The following is a 19,652-nucleotide window of genomic DNA, read 5'->3' as shown; positions in this document are numbered from 1 at the left end:
CATGCGTACGGTCGTGTTCGTCGGCCCCAGCCTGCCGCCCGAGGAGGCGGCGGCCCACCTGCCCGACGCCGAGTTCCTGCCCCCCATCGAGCGGGGCGACATCGATGCCCTGATGACGCAAGAGCAACCTCCGCAGCGCATCGGCATCATCGACGGAAAGTTCCTCCAAAGCTTCTCGATCTCCCCCAAAGAGATCCTGCGGGCCATGGACCGCAGAGTCCGCGTGTACGGCTCCTCCAGCATGGGAGCTCTCCGGGCCGCCGAACTCGACGACTATGGCATGACCGGCGTCGGCACCGTCTACACCATGTATGCCTCCGGCACGCTGGAAGACGACGACGAGGTCGCCATCACCTTCGACAGTGAGTCGCTGCGCCCGGTGTGCGAACCCATGGTCAACATTCGTGTCGCGATAGATGCGGCGCTGGGCCGGAGGGTGGTGAGCAAGGAGAACGCGGAGCTGTTCCTGACAACCGCCAAGTCCCTGTACTTCCCGCAGCGCACCAGCTCCGCCGCCCTGCACCACCTGAAGGGCGTCATGCCCGAACCCGATCGGCAGCGCCTCGCCGACTACCTGCGTTCGCCCGAGGCCCCCGACGCCAAGCGGGACGACGCCATCGCCCTGCTCACCAGGATGCGGCAGGACGCCGAAATCCACGAGACCGTGCCTGCTCCGGAGGTGGCTGTCCGATGACCACGATCGCCCCTGACCTGGCGGAGCGGTTCCGCACAGACGGGTTTGCCTTTCCCGTGAACGCCCTCGCGCCGACCGAGGCCGGACAGGCCCTGGCCGAGTGCCACACCTACCTGCGGACGGTCAGCGCCGCGGGCGGCGCCCTGGCGCGGTACGCCACCTTCCCGAAGATCCATCTGGTGTCCACCTGGGCCGACCGGATCGTGCACCATCCCGCGATACTCGATGCGGCCGAAGCATTGCTCGGACCGGATCTGCTGGTGTGGTCCACCAACCTCTTCGTCAGGCCCGCGCACAGCGGCAGTTCACTCGCCTGGCACCAGGATGCCGTCTACCTGGGGCTGAACGGATTCCAGCAGCACGCTGTACGTGTCTGGGTCGCGCTCACCGACACCACGGTCGCCAACGGCACCATGCGTTACGCCCGTGGCTCACACTTGCGTGGAACGTTGCCGCACCGGTTCAGCGGTTCCGAGCTCGAGGACATCATGCGTGGCGAGGAGATCGCCGTCGACATCGACGAGGCCGCCGCTGTAGACGTCGTCCTCAAGGCCGGCGAGTGCTCCATCCACCACTTGGCCATGGCCCACTGCTCGGGCCCCAACCAGACCGCCGACGGACGGTTCAACCTCGCGATCGACTACATCAGCCCGCAGGTTTCTCCAACCGAGGGCGAAGACAGCGCACTGCTCGTCCGTGGCACGGACACCGGTGCTTTCCTTCCCGAGACCAGGCCCACTGCCGACTTCGACAGGGCGGCGCTGCAGCAGTTCTACGCCGCTGTAGCCCGCCGCCAGAAGCGGATCGACCAGGTGGTCCTGAATCGGGACAGCCAGGACGGCGGCGAGGCTGACCGGACACAGGACCAGGCATGACGAAAGCGGGAGCAACCGGCAAGGGCACTATCCCGAGCCCCGCCGTCGCCGACATCACATGGCTGTCCAGGATTGTGCCCCCGTGGTGGACGAGTGGACGTACCCCTGAGCGCATGGACCTGTCCAGCTGGATGCCCCCTGTGATCGACCAAGGCCAGGTTCCGCTCTGCACCGCCGCGGTGACCACGGCGATCGCCGGTTACTACGCCCGCCGCGCCGAGCAACTGGAGTTCACCGCCTCCGTCCTCTTCAACTACCGTCTCTCTCGCACGCTTGCGGGTTCCGCCGAGCGCAAGGGCTCCCGCCTGGAGCACAGCTTCCGCTCCTGGGCGGAATCCGGATTGTGTGAGGAAGCGGCCTGGCCGTACGACGAACACGGCCGGACCAGGGTCGACCGGGACCCACCCGAGCACTGCCACGCCACCGTCCGGCGCACCAGACCTGTCGCACGCCCGCTCTCCGCGCCGGACGGAGCCGGGATGCTCGAACTAGCCCGCCGTGCAATTGCCCTGGGCCTCCCCGTGAGCGTGGAGATCCGGCTCTGCCCAACAATCTCCATGTCCCTGGTCAACGGCGGAGTCATCCCAGTTCAACTCGCAACTGAGCAGTCCGTGGGACCCCACGTGGTCCTACTGACCGGCTACGACGACCAAGCCGACACCGCTCCCTATGACCGCGGCACCGGACCAGGAGCCTTCCAGGTCCGCAACAGCTGGGGAACCGGCTGGGGGCACAAGGGATACGGCCTGCTGCCCTACGCCTTCTTCGAACAGCAGCTGACCGGCGAGAGCTGGGTCGTCGTGGAGCAGGACTGGGAGAAACAGTGACGGCGGCGTACGCGGCACGTTCTTCCCCAAGCGCGCCACGCACAATCGGATACGGCCACCCGAGAACTCTCCTTGCTTTGCGGCGGAGAAAAGGCTGGGACGATGGTACGGGCACCGAGCACCCATGCAAGGAAAGGTGATTGACGTTGCGAAAATTCCTGGCGACCGCTGCCCGATGGGCGGCACCGACCGTTGTCCTCGCCCAGGTCTGTCTCGTCTGGACCGGCGTGTTCAGCCTGGGCGAGGCCGTGGCGGTGGGACTGCTCCTCGAAGTCCTCCTTGCCGGGATCGTCATCACCGAAATCACCCTTGCCAGACGGGCCTTCAAGACGTCCCGGAGCCAGGGAGCCGACGGACAGGAGGCCCTCAACCAGGCCCTGTCCGCAGTCCTCCCCGCACCAGTGGCCAAGGCCATGGGGATGGAATTCGGACTCTTCCGTGCCCTTTGGCGCTGGATCCGCCGCAAGCCGGACGCGCCAGAGGGCCACGAGATCCTGACCTACGGCTCCGAAATCAAGCCAATCATGTGGGCGATGGTCTTTCTCGTGCCGCTGGAGATCCTCGCTGTCGAATTCCTGGTCCCCTGGACAGTGGTGCGCATCGTCCTGCTGGTTCTCTCCGTGTACGGAACAGTGTGGGTACTCGGATTCATCGCCGCGCTCTCCATCCGCCCCCACATCGTCGGCGACGGCAAGGTGGTGCTGCGCTTCGCCCACTTCACTCAGATCACCATTCCGCTCGAACTCGTGGAGTCGGTGCGTCCGGCACGGCACAGCGGCTACCGGAGGGCGGTCCAGATCGATGACGCCGGCGTACTGGCAATGCCGATCGGCGACTCCACCACCCTCAGCGTCAAGCTGCGCGAGCCGTACCCGGTAGCGCCCAAGCCCGGGAAGCCGACGCAGGAAGTGAGCGAAGTCCGCTTCGCCGCGGACAATACTCGCGAAGCCGTCCGCGTCCTCACGGCGAGCATCACGGCCGACTGAAGCCCCATCCCAACCTTCGCGGTTCGAAGGCGTCTACCTGGCGGGTAACTCTGCACCCTCGTTGTGGTGATCTACCGCTGATCACGCAGGTCGATTGCGTGAGCGATGCGTGAGCGGACGACGGAGCGCCAGTCATCACAAGCAGGATCAAGCATCCCGCCAGGTGCTGCTGACCTGCACCGACAGCAGCACCCGGCACGGAGGAACACCTTCGGTCAAGGATTCGATCCCACTCCTAAAGCGGGTGTCGCAGGTTCGAATCCTGCCGGGGGCACCAGCAAGTACCAGGTAATGGGACATATCGACCCTCCGTGAGTGCCACGGAGGGTCGCATTTATCCCAGATGGGAACCTGATGGGAACGGCACGATGGGCGCCTTTGGATGACTCTACGTCGACGACGCGATTCGGTTTTACGGGCATTTGCCCGATTCAGTGACCAGCTACCGCGGCTGGCGATCTGCCTCCTGGGCGATGCTGAGCACAATGTGGCGGCGGTGGGCGATTCGCGGATCGTCGGCCGCGAGTCGTGCGTGGTTACCGAGTACCAGGGTGCCGACGGCAGGTCTACCCCGGCCGACCGCTGGCACCAGCTCTCCGCAAACCAGCAGGCGGTCGATGTCTCTCACGCCAACGTTCGCGCCGCGGCAGACCAGGCCATGGCCACCCTCAAGGCTTGGCGGCTCCTGCGCAAGCTCCGTTGCAGCCCGAGCCGCATCACCGAGCTCGTCCGGGCGGTCCTCGCTCTCCAACTCAACATCCTGATGGATACCCAGACTCCGGGCGATGCCAGCGAGGAAGCGGTCCTTCGAGGAGCGCACCAGATCCACCGCGTCCCCTTGAACTCTGCGAGGTAATGCTTCCGCTTCACCACCATGGCCACTTCCCCTGGATCAAAAGATCCAGCATCCAGGTGTCGGAAGTTCGGGGGTCACTCCACTCGACCCCGCCCCTGCACCTCGGCCCCTGCCCTCGCCCCCTCCGGGGCCCACGCCGGGCACTCACACAAAGAAGGGAATCTTGAATAAGTCCAGATATAATAAGCCCACCTATCCATACAGAGGTGTGCCGTGGACAAACCCGCCGAGATGTTCGACCGCGACTTCGAGTGGGCCGAGCTGACCCGATTCGCCGCCCTACCCGGCCCGCGTGCCACCCTCGGTGTGGTCTCCGGCCGCCGCCGCCAGGGCAAGACCTTCCTCCTGGACGCCGTCACGCGGGCAAGCGGCGGCTTCATGTTCACCGCCACCGAGACCACCGAAACCGACGCCCTGCGCCAGTTCGGCGAAGCCCTCGCCCGCCACCGCGACCAGCCCACCCCGTTCCGCTTCACTCATTGGGACGAGGCCGTCACGGAACTCATGCGCATCGCCGACAGGGGCGGCCCCACCATCGCGGTCATCGACGAGTTCCCCTTCCTCGCCAAGGCCTCCCCCGCCCTCCCCTCGATCATCCAGCGCGCCCTCGACCCAGCCGCCCAGCACACCAACACCCCCGTACGGCTCCTGCTGTGCGGCTCCGCCCTGTCCTTCATGGGCGGACTCCTCGCCGGCAACGCCCCGCTGCGCGGCCGCGCCGGCCTGGAACTCGTCGTCCCCACCCTGGACTTCCGCCTCGCCGCCGAGTTCTGGGAGATCACCGACCCGCGCACCGCACTGCTCACCCACGCCATCGTCGGCGGCACCCCCGCCTACCGCCGCGAGTTCACCCAGGGCGACGCCCCCGCCGGGCCCCACGACTTCGACGCCTGGGTCACCCGCGCCGTCCTCAATCCCGCCCGTCCGCTCTTCCGCGAGGCCCGCTACCTGCTCGCAGAGGAACCCGAACTCCACGACACCGCGCTCTACCACTCCGTCCTGGCCGCCATCGCCGCCGGAAACGCCGCACGCGGCGGCATCGCCGATTACCTCGGCCGCAAGTCCACCGACCTCGCCCACCCGCTCAGCGTCCTCCAGGACGTCGGCATGATCACCCACGAGGCCGACGCCTTCCGCCGCAACCGCTCCGCCTACCGCATCGCCGAACCTCTCATCGCCTTCTACCACGCGGTCATGCGCCCCGCCTGGGGCGATCTGGAACGCCCCGGACGCGCCCCCGCCGTCTGGCGCCGCGCCCAGTCCACCTTCCGCAGCAAGGTTGTCGGCCCGCACTTCGAACAGGTCTGCCGCGAATGGGCCCGCTGGCACGCGTCCCCCGCAACCCACGGCGGGCAGGTCACAAGAGTCGCCAGCGGCACCGTCAACGATCCTGCCGCGAAGACCAGCCACGAAGTCGACGTCGCGGTCCATGGCGAGACCGACAGCGGCCGCGAAACACTACTCGCCATCGGCGAAGCCAAATGGAACGACGTCATGGGAAAGGGCCACCTCGAACGTCTCCAGCACATCCGTGCTCTCCTCACCGCGCGCGGCACCGCCACCGACGTCACCCGGCTGCAGTGCTACAGCGGCACCGGCTTCACCGACGAACTGCGCCACCTCGCCGAGAACGACCCCGCCATCCAGCTGATCGATCCAGTTCGCCTCTACCACGGCGACTGACCCGGCCGCAGTCACCGCCCCTGTACCGGGAACATGACCTCCACCATTACCGGCGTCCCGGAGAGCCTCAGCTCACGCTCATTCCCAGTCTGCTGACCTGCGAAAACGGCCACTGGCTCAACTCCCTAGGAGCTGCCTCTTGTCGGGCCGATGGTCAGTCGTCGGTGGTGTGGGTGACCGACAAGCGTTGGGTGAAGGTCTTGCCGCCGTCGCGGGATTCGTAGACGCCGTCCTGGGTTGCGATGAGGGCTCGGTTGGCGTCGACGGCAGTCAAGGCCTGGGGCTGCCCGCCGGGGACGGTGGCGGTCTTCTTCCAGGTGGCGCTGCCGTCGGTGCTGCGGTGCAGTGCACCGGTGGGGTCGATGCCGTACAGCGCGTCCGGCTTGGTCCACGAGAGGTAGGCCATCACCGGCCCGGCGCCGCGGCTGAAGCTCTTGCCGCCGTTGGTGCTCTTGGCGATGCCGTTTTGAGTGGTGGCCAGCACGATGTCCGGGTCGTTGGGGCTGACGGCGATGTCGAGGGCGGCGAGTTCGGCGCGCTTGTCCCAGGTTTTGCCGTCCTTGCTGACGCGCAGGAGGCCGCCGGTGCTGTCGTAGCCGTAGATGGTGTTGTGGGCGTAGTCCAGGGCATGGAAGTCGACTTCGCCGCCGAGGGAGAGGGTCTTCCAGGTCTTGCCTGCGTCGGTGCTCTGGATCAGGCCGCGGTTGGCGTGGTCGCCGCTGCCTTCGGCGGGGTGACCGCTGCCGAGGAACGTCTTGGGGCCGGCGACGGTGAAGCCCATGTAGTCGGCGGTGTCGCTGACCCGCTGGGAGGAGCCGTCGTCCGCCACGGCGATGACGCCCTCGTGCGTGGCGACGTACAGCCGTCCGTCCGCGGGGTCGACGCCGAGCCCATGGATATGACTGAGGGCCGTTCCCTCGGAAGGAGAAGTCTCCGAGCCTGTGGTGCCGTCACCGGAACCGCCTGTGCAGGCGGTCAGAACGGCCGCGAGTAGAGCGGCGGCAGTTGCGGCGGAGCGGGGACGGAGGGCCATCGGAGTCCTTTGTGATGGTGCTGGTGTCGAGTGCGGCTGCGCATTGCCGCGTGAAGCCGGGGCCGCCAGGCCGAGGCGGTGCGCATGGGGCCGACGGGTCACGATCTGGTGGTCTCCGGTCCCTGTTCGGGAGCGGCAACGGGGGCTGCCTTGCCGGGAGCCTGCTCGCGCAGCAGGAGCAGTTCCTCGCGAGCGCGGCGGATCTCCTCGGCGACGCTCTCCTTGGTGCGCCCGGGCGCCGCTGTGCAGCCGTTGTGGCTGCGCATCGGGCGGATGCAGCACATGTACGTGAGGGCTGCGGCGAGCGCGGTCGCGGCGAGGGGAATCCAGGTGCCGGTCATGCCGGGGAGCCCTTGTGGAGGCCGGTCTTCGCGGCCTGCTCCTCGCGGAGGGCTTCGACCTCCTTGCGTAGCCGCGCGAGCTCCTGCTCCTGCTCGGTGGTGGGGGCGGTATGCGGCGGCTGATCGGCATCGGAGCGCCGGGAGCGCATCATGAACCACATCATCAGCCCCATGCCGACGGGGCAGGCGAGGGCGGGAAGTACGTACAGCAACTGGTCCATCTCAGGGTTCCTCCGGTTCTGCTCAGCGGTCGGACGGCACGGCGGGGGCGATGGCCGGGACGGGAGAACGCCACGGTGGCAGTCCGACTCCCGCCCCCCGCTCGGTTCGGCTCAGCGGACCTTCTCCATGGACAGCCCGCAGCAGCAGTGGGGTTGCGGCCCCCGCCATGACCAGGCGCCGCGCCGTTGGTCACGGTGATCTCACAGCCGCACTCCGCGTCCGGGCAGCGGTACACCTCGCCTTCGACGAACGCCATGAGGTGACCTCCTTCTCGGTTCGTGCCTACGCCGTCGACGGTAAAACCTTCACCCATGGGCAAGGTCAAGGGAGCCGAAGGCCGCGATGGCCTACTCGCCTAGGGTTGATACGGGACTTTCTTCCATAATTTTCCGTTTTTCCTGTCGGCGCGGTGACTCCTGTCCGGAGAGGAAGGATCGGTCGCATGGCTCGCAAGCCCGCCAAGGAGGGGGCGGACGGCCGTCGGGCCCGGGCTGCAGCGTTGCGTGAGCAGGCAGCGCGGGCCGAGCGGCGGCGTCGCCTGCTGATCATCCTCGCTGCGAGTGTCGTGGTCGTCGCGATCGTCATCGGGATCATCCTCGCGGTCGTCTCGACGGGCGGCGATGAGCCCCCTTCCCAAGGTCCGGCGGAGGCCGGGATCCCCACGGCCCCAATGAAGACCGCGACGGGCCGTACGACGAACCCGCCGTGGGACGCACCGAGCGATCCTTCCGCGCGGGTGAAGGCCGCCGGGCTGCCGATGCTGGGCGAGGAGGGCAACGTCGAGCATATCCACGCCCACCTGGACGTCCTGGTGGGAGGCAAGCCGGTCGCAGTCCCGGCGAACATCGGCGTCGACCAGAAGGCACAGAAGATCAGCCCGCTGCACACCCACGACTCGAATGGCGTGATCCACATCGAGTCCCCGGTCAAGGCCACCTTCTCCCTCGGTCAATTCATGACCGAATGGGACCTCGCCCTGACGCAGAACTCCATCGGCGGGATGAAGGCCAGCAGTGGCAACGAGTTCCGCACCTACGTCAACGGCAAGGAGTACGGGTAACCCTGCCGCGATCGAGTTCAAGGAGCACGACGAGATCGCGCTCGTGTACGGACCGGCAGGCCAGAAGGTCGACGTGCCCAGCAGCTACGACTGGCCGGAGGGCGAGTAGACCCTGGCACCCGGCCCCGGCGCTACCGTGAAAGGGGTGAGACAACCATGTGCGGCTGGATGAACGGCATGATGAGCGGGATGGGTGCCTGGATGGTCTTCTGGGGCCTGCTCGGACTCGTCCTCCTGACGCTCGTCATCGTCGGATGGGTCTGGCTGATCCGGTCTCTGACCCAGAATCCGGTGAGCAAGCGACCACACGTCGATACACCGCAGGACATCCTGCGACGGCGCTACGCCGCGGGCGAGATCGACGAGGAGGAGTACCTGCGCCGACTCTCCGGGGTCGGCCAGAGCTGATCCTGATCGCCACGAGTACGGCACCCTGCGTGTGGCGGACGTCACGGCTGGCCGCCAGCCGGGTAAGCGCCACCGGCGAGTGACGTTCGGGGTACTGCGCGACGCGCGCCCATGGACACCGGCACGCACCAGTCAGCCCCGAGGCCACGGCTGCAAGAGCACGCCGTGACGGCCGCCGGACCGGCGGTCGCGTTCTTACTCAGGCTCGACGGCGGTGGCTTAGCATGGCGGGCATGTCGCGACGCGTGCCGCACGCGCTCCGGATGTTGTCCGGGGCGCTTTTGGTGTGCGCGCTCGTGCTCTGCCTGTCCGGGCTGGCCCGTTCCACGATGACCATGCCGGGCCAGATGGAGATGACGCCACCCGCCCCGGCGGGTGGGCATACGCGCGGGCAGGTGCTGGCCGGCGCCGCCCCGCTTGCCGCAGGGCCGATGGCCGAGTCGCCTGACCGTAGTGCGCAGTGTCCGATGGCCGAGCAGCAGTGCGCCGCCCCGAAGGCCGTCCTCGCCCAGGACGGGCCAGCGGCACCGGCGCTCAGTGATCTGCCGCAGGCCATGGCCTCCTGCTCCCCCGCGGCCGTGGTCGCGCAGCCCAATGCGCCTCCTCCGGCGCTGCCCCCTCCTGATCTGCACCGTCTGTGCGTGTCGCGGACGTGACGGTTCGCCGCCCATGAGTCTTTGCCTCACGGGACGCCGACTTCTCTCACGTCCGCCTCGGCACGCCCACAAGCCATTCCCCATGGCGCGTGCCGTCGTATCCGAACAGGAGTAACGACGCATGCCGTCGTCCATCACCTTGCTCATCACCGGTGTGAGCACCGGTCTACTCGCCGGCGGCGCCTCCTGCGCCGCCGTTCAAGGGGGCCTGCTGGCCGGCGCGGTCACCCGCCGCGACCCCGCCCCGGCCCCCGCTCCCTCCACCTCAAAGTCCTCCAGGCCCTCCGCGAAGCGACCGCCTTCCCCGCGCGGTGCGGGCGCGGCCGCCCGGCGCGGGGCCTCCGCCGCATCCCTGGAGCTCACGGCCAAGAACCTCGCCCCGATCGGTGCGTTCCTCGCCGGAAAGCTGCTTTCCCACACCACTCTCGGCGCACTGCTGGGCGTCTTCGGCGCCGCGCTCCAGCCCAGCCCACGTACGCAGGCCGTGCTGCTGCTGGCCGCCGGGGTGCTCATGGTGCTCTTCGCGCTCGATCTCTTTGGGGTCAAGGCCGTGGGCCGGCTCGTTCCGCGACCTCCCGCCTCCTTCGGGCGGCTCATGCGACGCAGCGCGAAGACCGACTCCGTCGCCACTCCCGCCTTGATCGGATTCGCCACGGTGCTGGTGCCCTGCGGGGTGACGCTGTCGATGGAGCTGGTCGCGGTCACCTCCGGATCTGCGGTGGCGGGGGCCGCAGTGATGGCCGGGTTCGTCATCGGCACCGCACCGCTGTTCACCGCGCTCGGCTACCTCTTCCGCCGTACGAGCCGGGCGCTGTCCGGCCAGCTGGCCGCGCTCACCGGTGTGGTGGTGCTGGCGATCGCCGTGTGGACCATGGCCTCCGCGCTGCAAGCCGGGGGGTGGGTCACCTTTACGGCTCCGGGCAAGTCGGCCGCGGCGAGTGAACCGTTCACCGTCGAGGGCGGCTCTCAGGGCGAGTCGGAGACCGGTTCCGGAGGCGGACAGACGTCAGTGCCAGGCGCACCGGTGCGCATCGACGCCTCCGGCAAGCAGGTCATCACGCTGACGGTGACGGACTTCTACGTCCCCACGCAGTTCACCGCGAAGGCCGGCGTCCCGACGACGCTGGTGCTGCACGGCAAGGACTCCGGCGGCTGCGCTCGCGCCTTCACCATCCCCGAACTGGGGGTCCAGGAGATCGTCAAGCGCAACGGCGACACCAAGGTCGACCTGGGTACCCGTAAGCCCGGCACCCTGCGCTTCTCCTGTGCCATGGGCATGCAGACCGGCGCCATCACCTTCCAGGGAGACACCAAGTGAAGCTCTTCGACCGCAAGAAAGACCCGGGCTCCGAGGCCGGTCCGCAGGTGGTGCTCCTCGTCGAGGGCATGCACTGCTCAAGTTGCGGCCTGCTCATCGACGACGAGCTGGAGGATATCGCCGGCGTCCGCTCATCCAGCACCAACGCGAAGACTGGACGCACCACTGTCCGTCTGGAGGAGGGCACGGCCGTGGAGATCGCCGCGCTCATCGCCGCGGTGGAGCAGGCCGGGGAGTACACGGCTCGGCCCGCCGACTGACGAAACGCCCAGCGGCGCGGCCATGAGCACCGCCGACGTGGCCCGGCCGGGCAGTGACCCCGGCCGGGCCCACCCGCCTGCCGATCGCGAAGTGCGGGGCAGGCCTGCGGCGTAGAGGATGACCCATGTGCCCGAACCGAAAGACAGCGAGCGGCTGCGCCGCTACTGGGACAAGCACGCCCGCAGCTACGACCGGCAGATGCGGTTCTTCGACCGCACTCTGTTCGGCGAGAGCCGCACCTGGATCTGCTCCCAGGCCGGCGGCGACGTCCTGGAAGTCGCTATCGGCACCGGCCTGAACCTCCATTTTTACCCTCCGGACATCCAGCTGACTGGTATCGAGTGGAGCCCGGAGATGCTGGCTCGGGCCCGTCACCGCGCCGACGAGCTCGGGCGGACCGCAGACCTGCGCGAAGGCGACGCCCAGGACATGCCCTTCGCCGACGCCTCCTTCGACACCGTGGTGTGCACCCTGTCCCTGTGCGCCATCCCCGACGACCAGCGCGCCATCGCCGAAATGATCCGCGTGCTCAAGCCCGGCGGCCGACTCCTCCTGCTGGACCACGTCCCCAGCACCGCCTGGCCCGTCCGCGCGTTCCAGCGACTCATCGAACTGGTCAGTGTTCCGCTGGGCGGCGAGCACGTGCTGCGGCGACCGCTTCAGCACGTACAGGCGGGGGGCCTGGAGGTCGAGCAGCGGGACCGGTTGAAGCTCGGCATCGTCGAACGCCTGGCCGCCCGCAAGCCCGCCGCTGAGTCCGTCGACGGGTGAAGCGCGGGTGGGGCGGGCAAGCCGCCCTTCTGCCTGGTCAGCGGAGCGGCTGGAAGCGGCGCAGCCGCAGGCTGTTGGAGACCACGAAGACCGAGGAGAAGGCCATCGCGCCACCGGCGATCATCGGGTTGAGCATGCCGAGCGCGGCCAGGGGCAGCGCGGCGACGTTGTAGGCGAAGGCCCAGAACAGGTTCGCCTTGATCGTACGAAGGGTGCGCCGGGCCAGTCGGATCGCGTCCGCCGCCGCCCGCAAGTCCCCGCGTACCAGGGTCAGATCAGAGGCGGCGATCGCCGCGTCGGTGCCGGTGCCCATGGCCAGGCCCAGGTCGGCCTGGGCGAGCGCGGCTGCGTCGTTGACGCCGTCGCCGACCATCGCCACCACCCGGCCCTGCTGCTGGAGACGTTCGACCTCAGCGACCTTGTCCTCGGGATGGACCTCGGCGATCACCTTGTCGATGCCGACCTCGGCCGCCACCGCGCGGGCCGCAGCCTGGTTGTCGCCGGTCAACAAGACGGGGGTGAGCCCGAGCCGCTTGAGGTCGGCCACCGCCTCGGCGCTGGTCGCCTTGACGGTGTCGGCGACCACCATTGCGCCGCGCACCTGCCCGTCCCAGGCGGCGAAGACGACCGTACGGCCCTCCGCCTCGGCCTCCTTCTGCGCGCGCCGCAGCTCCTCCGGCAGCGACAGCCCCTCCTGCTCCTCCAGCCACGCCGCCCGCCCCGCGCGGACCGTACGGCCCTCGACCTGCCCGGTCACACCCCTCCCCTGAGTATTGGCGAAGCCGGTCACCGCAGGCAGCACGCCCAGCCGCTCCCGAGCCGTGGTGGCGATGGCAGCGGCGATCGGGTGCTCGCTGGCATCCTCCAGCCCGCCGGCCAGCCGCAGCACATCGCCCTCGTCCGCACCGTCGGCCGGTATGACGTCGACCAGGCGCATCTTGCCCTCGGTGACCGTGCCGGTCTTGTCGAGTACGACGGTGTCGATCCGCCGGGTCGACTCCAGGACCTCCGGGCCGCGGATCAGGAGCCCGAGCTGGGCCCCGCGTCCGGTGCCGACCATCAGCGCGGTCGGTGTGGCCAGGCCGAGCGCGCATGGGCAGGCGATGATCACCACGGCGATGGCCGCGGTGAGCGCGGTCGCCGCCGCAGCGCCGGTGAGCATCCACACGCTGAACGTGGCTGCGGCGAGGGCGATGACGACCGGGACGAAGACCGCCGAGATACGGTCCGCCAACCGCTGTACCGCGGCCTTGCCGGTCTGCGCCCGCTCCACCAGTGCGGCGATCTGCGCCAGCTTGGTGTCCTCCCCGACCCGGGTCGCGCGGACGAGGAGTCGGCCGTGGCTGTTGACGGTGGCGCCGGTGACCGGCCAGCCGGACTCGACCTCCACCGGCACGCTCTCCCCGGTCAGCAGCGACTCGTCCACCGCCGAGGCGCCCTCGACGACCTCCCCGTCCGTGGCGATCTTCTCCCCGGGCCGCACCACGAACAGATCCCCGACCATCAACACCTCGACGGGAATGCGTACTTCGGCTCCATCGCGCAGCACGGCGACGTCCTTGGCGCCCAGGTCCATCAGCGCCCGGATCGCCTCACCGGCCCGCCGCTTGGCGCGGGCCTCGAAGAACCGCCCGGCCAGCAGGAACGCCGTCAGTACGACGGCGACCTCCAGGTACAGGTGCCTCTCGCCCACGGCCAGGGCCACCGCACTCCACACATATGCCGCCAGCACGCCCAGAGAGACCAGGGTGTCCATGGTCGCCGAGCCGTGCCGCAGGTTCACCGCCGCCGCTCGGTGGAACGGCCACGCGCCCCACGCCACCACCGGCGTGGCCAGCGCCAGCGCGACCCACTCCCACCCGGCGAAGTGCAACGCGGAGATCATCGAAATGACGACCACGGGCAGTCCGAGCAGCGCCGAGACGATCAGGCGGCGCCGCAGCCCGGCGACATGCGCCTGCTCGGCATCGACGGCCTCAGCCTCCTCTGCCTCCGGCACGCGGACCCCGGACACCTCGGCGCCATATCCGATGGCCTCGACCGCGGCGATCAGCTCCGCCACCTCGACCGCCGGGTCCTCGCGGGTGACGTGCGCGGTCGCGGTCGCCAGGTTCACCGTCGCGCTCACGCCGGGGAGCTTGCCCAGCTTCCGCTCGACCCGCGCCACGCAGGAGGCGCAGGTCATCCCGGTGATCGCCAGCTCTATGGGGCTGCCGGTGCCGGTATCGGTCGTCGTGGTCATCGTGGTGGTTCCTTCCCGATCCATTCTCGGCCTGCCGGCGTGACCACGGCGAAGCCCTGCCCGGCGGCCGGCCGCCAGCCCAGCTCACCTGCGTACAGGCGTCGCAGCACCTCGGGCGGCTGGTGGTAGCAGAAGACTGATATCCCGGCGCCGACGATGGACGGAGTGTCCAGGAACAACGGCAGCTCGGCCAGAAAATAGCGCACCGCCCGCTCGACCTGCTCCTCGTCCGGCCGCTGCCCGGGCGGCAGCTTCCCGGCCAGCACCCGGCCGGAGGCCTCCCGGCATGCGTCCCGGAAGCCCGGGTCCTCGGCGTACCGCTTCAGCCCTTGCTCGTGGAGCCGGGCGAAGGCCGCGTTGCCCTCCAGCTCGGGCCAGCCCAGCACCCGCGCCCCGGGATCGGCCACCCCGAGCGACCGCAGCGCCGTGGTGATTTTGTTACGGGTGTACTGGCCCTGCCTGCGCGCCTTCCACGCGGCCTTCTCCGGCGCGTATCCCAACGCCTCGAAGGTGAAGGCACTCGGCGCGTCCGGCACGAAGAAGTCCACCCGCTCGAAGCGGGTCAGCCCCCACGCCGCCAGCTCGCGAATACGGTCGGCGGAGAAGTAGCTGTTGAACGGGCTGATCCCGAAGCAGGCGTGCTCGCCTTGCTCCACCACGGCCGCGCAGGCGGCGCTCAACGGCTCCACCGCCATCGGCGGACAGTCGTCCCCTTGATCCGTCGTCATGCTCGGCACCGTAGAACCTTGCCCTTAGGGCAAGGTCAAGGCGACACTGGAGACACGCACCAACGAACGGAGACCGGCATGCTCACCGTCGGCCGCATCGCCGCACAGAGCGGACTCAGCCCCAAGGCCGTACGCCTGTATGAGACCGCAGGGCTCATCGACCCGCCCGACCGCACCCCCGCCGGATACCGCACCTACACAAGCGACGCGCTGCCCGTACTGCACTTCATCCGCCAGGCCCAGGCCCTCGGCCTGAGCCTGAAGGAGATCAAGCGCATCCTCGACCTGCAACGCCGGGGTCAGCAGCCGTGTGAGCTGGTCACCGGCCTGCTGGATGAGCACCTGGCCGAGATCGACCAGCGCATCGCCGACCTGCAGGCCCTGCGCGAGACCTTGCAGAGGGCGCGCGACCGCGCCGACCAGGCGGCGGACCGCGGAGAGCCCGGTGTGATCTGCCACATCATCGAGTCCACCCCAACCCAGGGCAGCTGACCCCGCGTCTGGCGACGTGACCCCGTGCGGCTTGACCTTCCTAGAGGCAGGGTTCCAGGCCCACGGAGAGTGGTTGCGATGAGACTGTCCAGCGGTACGCGCTCTCGCGCGCAAGTACGGCATGCATCGGCGCACTGTCCGGGAAGCCTTGGTCTCCGCGTGGCCCGCGCCACGGAAGAAGCCGCCACCCCGGGCGGTCGCCAGGCAGCCGACCAGGCCATGTCCTTGGTCAAGGGCCGCACCCGCCGCGGCGAGCTGGGAAGATCACCAGCGAGGAGAACCGGCTGGAGGAACGCCTCGCCGAGTTGCGCGCCCGGAAGAGCACGCCGCATCCCGAGCCCGCCGACAGCAAGCGCAAGCGCCATGAGCGGGACTACGAGCCCAGCTTGGTCCACGCGTGGGCCCGCGAGAACGGCTACGAGGTGCCGGACCGGGTTCAGTGGCTATGGGACGTATGGCCATCCTCTGCCGGCTCGGCGGGTGCCTCGGCCGGGTGGTCCTGCTCAACGGGAGCCTGCTCCGGCTCTGCGGGGGTCTGGGTCGTGGAGCCGTGGTCGTGGCTGTGGCCATCGGAGCTGATGGTGCCGGCGAGGGCGGTCATGCCCAGCCAGGCGAGGGCCGCGAGGACGACGACGCCGGCCGCGAACGGGGTGACGAGGTGCCGCCAGCGGCCCTTGGAGTCCTTGGCGACGAACGCGACGTACGACATGAGCAGGCCGACGGGGGTCATCCAGGCGCTGCGCTCGGGGAACTGCTCGAAGTGCTGGATGCCGCCGCCGACCAGGCCGACACCGAAGGACAGCAGCAGGGAGAACGCGACCAGCGAGACTGCCTGTCTCAGCACCGGACGCTCGTCGGCCAGCACGAACTCGTTGAGGATGGTGCCGAGGAGGAACACGAAGGCGCCGACGACGCAGATGATCGCGTACAGCGACGGATTGATCGGGTAGTGGACGACGGCGCCGGCAATGAGTGCGGCGCCCAAGAAGTAGAGCATCTGGCCGCTGTAGCGAGCCGGGAGTGACTTCTTGTCGAAGGTGGGGCGGCGATGTTTCGAGGCGGGAGTCTGGTGGCGCTCGGGCTCGAGAACGGTGGTCATGCGGGTATGGCCTTTCAGATCTTGGTGTGTGAGAGCAGGCAGCAGCCACGCCGACACCAGTGGTGCGGCGTCACGCTGGTGCAGCTCTCAGCAGCGCAGGATCGAAAGTCGGTGCAGGCACGGTGGGTCGCCAGTGCGGCTGATCCAGCGGTGCGTGAGTGCTGCCCATCGGCGGAGCACGTAGAGGACGCACGTGCGGGTGCGGCAGAGAACACCACGCCCCCAAGACCTATGAGAAGACGGGACTGTTGTACGCCCGATGCGATGAACGTTCTGGAACGAGGGCTTTGCGCCCCGCGGCTGAAGGCCCTCTGGAACAAAGCCGGTCGGTACGCACCTCGGTGCGCACCGACGTCTTCGACCCCTGATCTGGACTCAGTGTTGTACGGCAGCTTGCCTGTTGTTTCCTTTCGGCGTCAGGCGACGCTGTTTTACGGCCGAGGCAGTGGTGTGGAGCGCACGATGCGAAATCCCACGTCGTCGATCCGGAAGGTCGGGTGACTGCGCCGCCGCACCGACGCCCGGCAGCTCCAGTGCTCGTCGGCCCATCCACCACCACGGAGCACCCGGTAAGCCCCGTACACCTCGGCGTCGTAGACGTCCCAGCACCAGTCCCACACATTGCCCAGCATGTCGTACAGGCCCCATGCGTTGGGCTGCTTGCCGCCGACGGAGTGGATCCGCCCATCGGAATTGCCCTGGTACCAGGCGATCTCGTCGAGCCGGCCGTACCGCGGGCCAGTAGTGCCCGCACGGCAGGCGTGCTCCCATTCGGCCTCGGTCGGCAGCCGGTACCCGTCTGCGGAGGTGTCCCATTCGGCCGTCTCGGCGTCGACGCACAGGTGATACGCAGGCGTCAGCCCCTCACGTCGGGACACGGCGTTGCAGAACCGGACCGCGTCCCACCACGAAACACCCTCAACCGGGAGCCGCTCGCCTTGGGCGCTGCTCGGCCGTCGGCCCGTGACTCGTGCATACCAGGACTGCGTGACCGGGAACGCCGACATCTGAAACGGCGCGACCTCGACCGGCCACCTGCTCTGCGTCCGCCGGTCCGACAGCGTCACCTGTCCCGACGGGACCGCAACCATCTCGTTTCCTGCCCCCGCGTCCACGACAGGCCACCCTATCGGCGTCTCCCCACCGCCTTGCCGATCTCTCCGACAGCGGTGGAGCCAGATCGACTTCGTACACCGTGGAACCACTTCTGGTCGGTGCGGTGACCCCCAATGAAGTGCTTACGACAACCAGTAGGCACCGGCCTCGGCTCCTCGTAGTGCAGCGCGGGCCACCGCGGCGGATTCGTTCTCCATGGTCCTCATCCTCCGTCCCGCCGCGCGCCGAAGCACCTATGACCGCGGCACCGGACCGGGCGCCTTCCAGTCCGCAACAGCTGGGGAACCGGTTGGGGTCGCAAGGCATACGGCCTCTGCCGGACGCGTTCTTCGAACAGCAGCTGACCGGCGAGAGCTGGGTCGTCGTGGAACAGGACCGGGGAAGCGGTGACGGCGGCGTACGCGGCGCACCGTTCTCCACCGCCCGCCACGCACGATCGGATACGGCCACCTGAGGAATCTCCTCGCTTTGCGGCGGAGAAAGAGCTGGGACGATGGCGGGGGCATCGAACGGCCTTGCAGCGAAAGGTGATTGGCGTTGCGAAAACACCTGGCGACGGCTGCCCGATGGGCGGCACCGACTGTTGTCCTCGCTCAGGTCTGTCTCGTCTGGACCGGCGTGTTCAGCCTTGGCGAGGCTGTGGCGGTGGGACTGCTCCTCGAAGTCCTTCTCGCCGGGATCGTCATCACCGAAATCACGCTCGCCAGACGGGCATTCAAGACCTCTCGGAGTCAGGGAGCCGACGGACAGGAGGCCCTCAACCAGGCCCTGTCCGCAGTCCTGCCCGCGCCCGTCGCTAGGGCGATGAGGGTGGAGTTCGGACTCTTCCGGGCTCTTTGGCGCTAAATCCGTCGTAAGCCTGACGCGCCAGAGGGCCACGAGATCCTGACCTACGGCTCCGAAATCAAGCGAATCATGTGGGCCATGGTCTTTCTCGTACCGCTGGAGATCCTGGCTGTCGAATTCCTGATCCCCTGGCCGGTCGTACGCATCATTCTGCTGGTCCTCTCCGTGTACGGAACGGTATGGATCCTCGGGTTCATCGCAGCGCTCTCCGTTCGCCCCCACACCGTTGGCGACGGCAAAGTGGTGCTGCGCTTCGCCCACTTCACCCAGATCGCCATTCCACTCGAACTCGTGGAGTCGGTGCGTACGGTTCGGCACAGCGGCTACCGGAGGGCGGTCCAGATCGCCGATGGAGTACTGGCGATGCCGATCGGCGACTCCACCACCCTCAGCGTCACGCTGCGCGAGCCGTACCCGGTGGCGCCCAAGCCGGCAAGCCGACGCAGGACGTGCGAGAAGTCCGCTTCGCCGCGGACAACACGCGCGAAGCCATCCGTGTTCTCACAGCGAGCACCACCGCCGGTTGAAGCCCCTTCACACCGCGTCTTGCTCGGCGGGCGTGCGATAGGTTGCTCGCCATGACTGAGCTCGGACCCGTCGCCTGGCCTCCTGCCCCGATCAGGACCGAGCGGCTCGTACTCCGCGAGTCCGAGGCCCGGGACCGTGCGGCGTTCATCGAGCTGTTCGCCTCGGCAGAGGTGGGCACCTACCTCGGTGGCCCTCGACCGCGTGATGAGCTCGAACGCGCCATGCCTGAGGTCCCCGGGCGGCGTCCTGGCCTTTTCGTGATCGACCTCGGCGGAGCAATGATCGGCACGATCACGCTCGACCGGCGCGACGCAGAACGTCCGGGTCATGTCCGTCCGGACGGCGGCGAGGCCGAACTCGGCTACATGTTCCTGCCGAAGGCGTGGGGACACGGGTACGCCGCCGAGGCGTGCGCAGCAGCGCTCGACTGGTTCGCCGACGCGCTTCCCGGCGAGCCGGTGGTCCTCTGCACCCAGAACGCCAACGACCGCGCGATGCGCCTCGCGGCGAAGCTGGGGTTCACCGAGGTGGAGCAGTTCGAGGAGTACGGCGCCGAGCAGTGGTTCGGCGTCTGGTCCTCGGTCACGCCGTCCGCTTGAACTCGTGCTCG

The 19,652-nt window shown here is 68.6% G+C and carries 22 protein-coding genes and 1 pseudogene; 16 read left to right on the top strand and 7 right to left on the bottom strand.

The features are described 5' to 3' along the window. Position 1 precedes the first annotated feature (1 nt). The 6 genes and pseudogenes from ACLB9X_RS15280 to ACLB9X_RS15255 all read left to right on the top strand — a co-directional run bounded on the left by ACLB9X_RS15280 (position 2) and on the right by ACLB9X_RS15255 (position 5,921). Positions 2 to 694 (top strand): TfuA-like protein, encoded by a 693-nt coding sequence (locus tag ACLB9X_RS15280; protein ID WP_410360886.1) that lies wholly within the window; start codon positions 2 to 4, stop codon positions 692 to 694. Further along, positions 691 to 1,569 carry a phytanoyl-CoA dioxygenase family protein gene (locus ACLB9X_RS15275; RefSeq protein ID WP_410360885.1) on the top strand — a complete coding sequence of 293 codons (879 nt, stop codon included), beginning with the start codon at positions 691 to 693 and terminating at the stop codon, positions 1,567 to 1,569. The genes ACLB9X_RS15280 and ACLB9X_RS15275 overlap by 4 nt, the downstream gene beginning before the upstream one ends. Before the next feature lie 113 nt (positions 1,570 to 1,682). After that, positions 1,683 to 2,396: a C1 family peptidase gene (locus ACLB9X_RS15270; protein WP_410360884.1), complete on the top strand. Its 714-nt coding sequence runs from the start codon at positions 1,683 to 1,685 to the stop codon at positions 2,394 to 2,396. Positions 2,397 to 2,536: 140 nt separating this feature from the next. After that, positions 2,537 to 3,382 (top strand): hypothetical protein, encoded by an 846-nt coding sequence (locus tag ACLB9X_RS15265; protein WP_410360883.1) that lies wholly within the window; start codon positions 2,537 to 2,539, stop codon positions 3,380 to 3,382. Positions 3,383 to 3,926: 544 nt separating this feature from the next. After that, a pseudogene (locus ACLB9X_RS15260) lies at positions 3,927 to 4,136 on the top strand (transposase family protein); the annotation flags it as partial. 333 nt (positions 4,137 to 4,469) lie between these two features. Continuing rightward, positions 4,470 to 5,921, top strand: coding sequence for an AAA family ATPase (locus ACLB9X_RS15255; RefSeq protein WP_410360907.1), 1,452 nt, complete (start codon positions 4,470 to 4,472; stop codon positions 5,919 to 5,921). Positions 5,922 to 6,075: 154 nt separating this feature from the next. Here the strand turns inward: ACLB9X_RS15255 and ACLB9X_RS15250 are convergent, their stop codons facing one another. From ACLB9X_RS15250 to ACLB9X_RS15240, 3 genes are all read right to left on the bottom strand, one after another. Continuing rightward, entirely contained in the window at positions 6,076 to 6,954 is an 879-nt protein-coding gene (locus tag ACLB9X_RS15250; protein WP_410360882.1) for a F510_1955 family glycosylhydrolase, read from the bottom strand. A 98-nt stretch (positions 6,955 to 7,052) separates the two neighbouring features. Further along, entirely contained in the window at positions 7,053 to 7,295 is a 243-nt protein-coding gene (locus ACLB9X_RS15245) for a hypothetical protein (protein ID WP_410360881.1), read from the bottom strand. Then, on the bottom strand, positions 7,292 to 7,516 hold the full coding sequence (locus ACLB9X_RS15240) for a hypothetical protein (protein ID WP_410360880.1): 225 nt from the start codon (positions 7,514 to 7,516) through the stop codon (positions 7,292 to 7,294). The genes ACLB9X_RS15245 and ACLB9X_RS15240 overlap by 4 nt, the downstream gene beginning before the upstream one ends. Before the next feature lie 443 nt (positions 7,517 to 7,959). Here ACLB9X_RS15240 and ACLB9X_RS15235 point away from each other — a divergent pair, with 443 nt between their 5' ends. From ACLB9X_RS15235 to ACLB9X_RS15210, 6 genes are all read left to right on the top strand, one after another. Next, entirely contained in the window at positions 7,960 to 8,577 is a 618-nt protein-coding gene (locus ACLB9X_RS15235; protein WP_410360879.1) for a hypothetical protein, read from the top strand. A gap of 156 nt (positions 8,578 to 8,733) precedes the next feature. Continuing rightward, positions 8,734 to 8,985: an SHOCT domain-containing protein gene (locus ACLB9X_RS15230; RefSeq protein ID WP_410360878.1), complete on the top strand. Its 252-nt coding sequence runs from the start codon at positions 8,734 to 8,736 to the stop codon at positions 8,983 to 8,985. A 233-nt stretch (positions 8,986 to 9,218) separates the two neighbouring features. Then, complete coding sequence (locus tag ACLB9X_RS15225; protein ID WP_410360877.1) at positions 9,219 to 9,641, top strand: hypothetical protein; 423 nt, start codon at positions 9,219 to 9,221, stop codon at positions 9,639 to 9,641. A gap of 121 nt (positions 9,642 to 9,762) precedes the next feature. After that, positions 9,763 to 10,959 carry a sulfite exporter TauE/SafE family protein gene (locus tag ACLB9X_RS15220; protein ID WP_410360876.1) on the top strand — a complete coding sequence of 399 codons (1,197 nt, stop codon included), beginning with the start codon at positions 9,763 to 9,765 and terminating at the stop codon, positions 10,957 to 10,959. Then, entirely contained in the window at positions 10,956 to 11,219 is a 264-nt protein-coding gene (locus ACLB9X_RS15215) for a cation transporter (RefSeq protein WP_410360875.1), read from the top strand. Before ACLB9X_RS15220 ends, ACLB9X_RS15215 begins: the two co-directional genes overlap by 4 nt. A gap of 118 nt (positions 11,220 to 11,337) precedes the next feature. Continuing rightward, positions 11,338 to 11,991: a class I SAM-dependent methyltransferase gene (locus ACLB9X_RS15210; protein WP_410360874.1), complete on the top strand. Its 654-nt coding sequence runs from the start codon at positions 11,338 to 11,340 to the stop codon at positions 11,989 to 11,991. 37 nt (positions 11,992 to 12,028) lie between these two features. Here the strand turns inward: ACLB9X_RS15210 and ACLB9X_RS15205 are convergent, their stop codons facing one another. Further along, a complete protein-coding gene (locus ACLB9X_RS15205) occupies positions 12,029 to 14,233 on the bottom strand; it encodes a heavy metal translocating P-type ATPase (RefSeq protein ID WP_410360873.1) in 2,205 nt (734 codons plus the stop codon). After that, positions 14,230 to 14,961 carry a tRNA-dependent cyclodipeptide synthase gene (locus tag ACLB9X_RS15200; RefSeq protein WP_410360872.1) on the bottom strand — a complete coding sequence of 244 codons (732 nt, stop codon included), beginning with the start codon at positions 14,959 to 14,961 and terminating at the stop codon, positions 14,230 to 14,232. Before ACLB9X_RS15200 ends, ACLB9X_RS15205 begins: the two co-directional genes overlap by 4 nt. Positions 14,962 to 15,039: 78 nt before the next feature. On the opposite strand from ACLB9X_RS15200, the gene ACLB9X_RS15195 reads away from it, so the two are divergent. After that, positions 15,040 to 15,453 carry a heavy metal-responsive transcriptional regulator gene (locus ACLB9X_RS15195; RefSeq protein ID WP_410360871.1) on the top strand — a complete coding sequence of 138 codons (414 nt, stop codon included), beginning with the start codon at positions 15,040 to 15,042 and terminating at the stop codon, positions 15,451 to 15,453. A 436-nt stretch (positions 15,454 to 15,889) separates the two neighbouring features. On the opposite strand, the gene ACLB9X_RS15190 is transcribed toward ACLB9X_RS15195, so the two are convergent. Continuing rightward, positions 15,890 to 16,552, bottom strand: a complete 663-nt coding sequence (locus ACLB9X_RS15190; RefSeq protein ID WP_410360870.1) for a hypothetical protein — start codon at positions 16,550 to 16,552, stop codon at positions 15,890 to 15,892. Between the two features lie 431 nt (positions 16,553 to 16,983). Next, positions 16,984 to 17,643, bottom strand: a complete 660-nt coding sequence (locus ACLB9X_RS15185) for a formylglycine-generating enzyme family protein (protein ID WP_410360869.1) — start codon at positions 17,641 to 17,643, stop codon at positions 16,984 to 16,986. A 562-nt stretch (positions 17,644 to 18,205) separates the two neighbouring features. On the opposite strand from ACLB9X_RS15185, the gene ACLB9X_RS15180 reads away from it, so the two are divergent. From ACLB9X_RS15180 to ACLB9X_RS15170, 3 genes are all read left to right on the top strand, one after another. Continuing rightward, complete coding sequence (locus ACLB9X_RS15180; protein ID WP_410360868.1) at positions 18,206 to 18,514, top strand: hypothetical protein; 309 nt, start codon at positions 18,206 to 18,208, stop codon at positions 18,512 to 18,514. A 78-nt stretch (positions 18,515 to 18,592) separates the two neighbouring features. Next, positions 18,593 to 19,096, top strand: coding sequence for a hypothetical protein (locus ACLB9X_RS15175; RefSeq protein WP_410360867.1), 504 nt, complete (start codon positions 18,593 to 18,595; stop codon positions 19,094 to 19,096). Beyond that, entirely contained in the window at positions 19,093 to 19,641 is a 549-nt protein-coding gene (locus ACLB9X_RS15170; RefSeq protein ID WP_410360866.1) for a GNAT family N-acetyltransferase, read from the top strand. Before ACLB9X_RS15175 ends, ACLB9X_RS15170 begins: the two co-directional genes overlap by 4 nt. Positions 19,642 to 19,652: the final 11 nt, after the last annotated feature.

It is taken from the genome of Streptomyces sp. 5K101 (assembly GCF_046506645.1).
In the GTDB taxonomy this organism is placed as follows: domain Bacteria; phylum Actinomycetota; class Actinomycetes; order Streptomycetales; family Streptomycetaceae; genus Streptomyces.
This window is presented reverse-complemented; position numbering and strand designations above follow the sequence as displayed.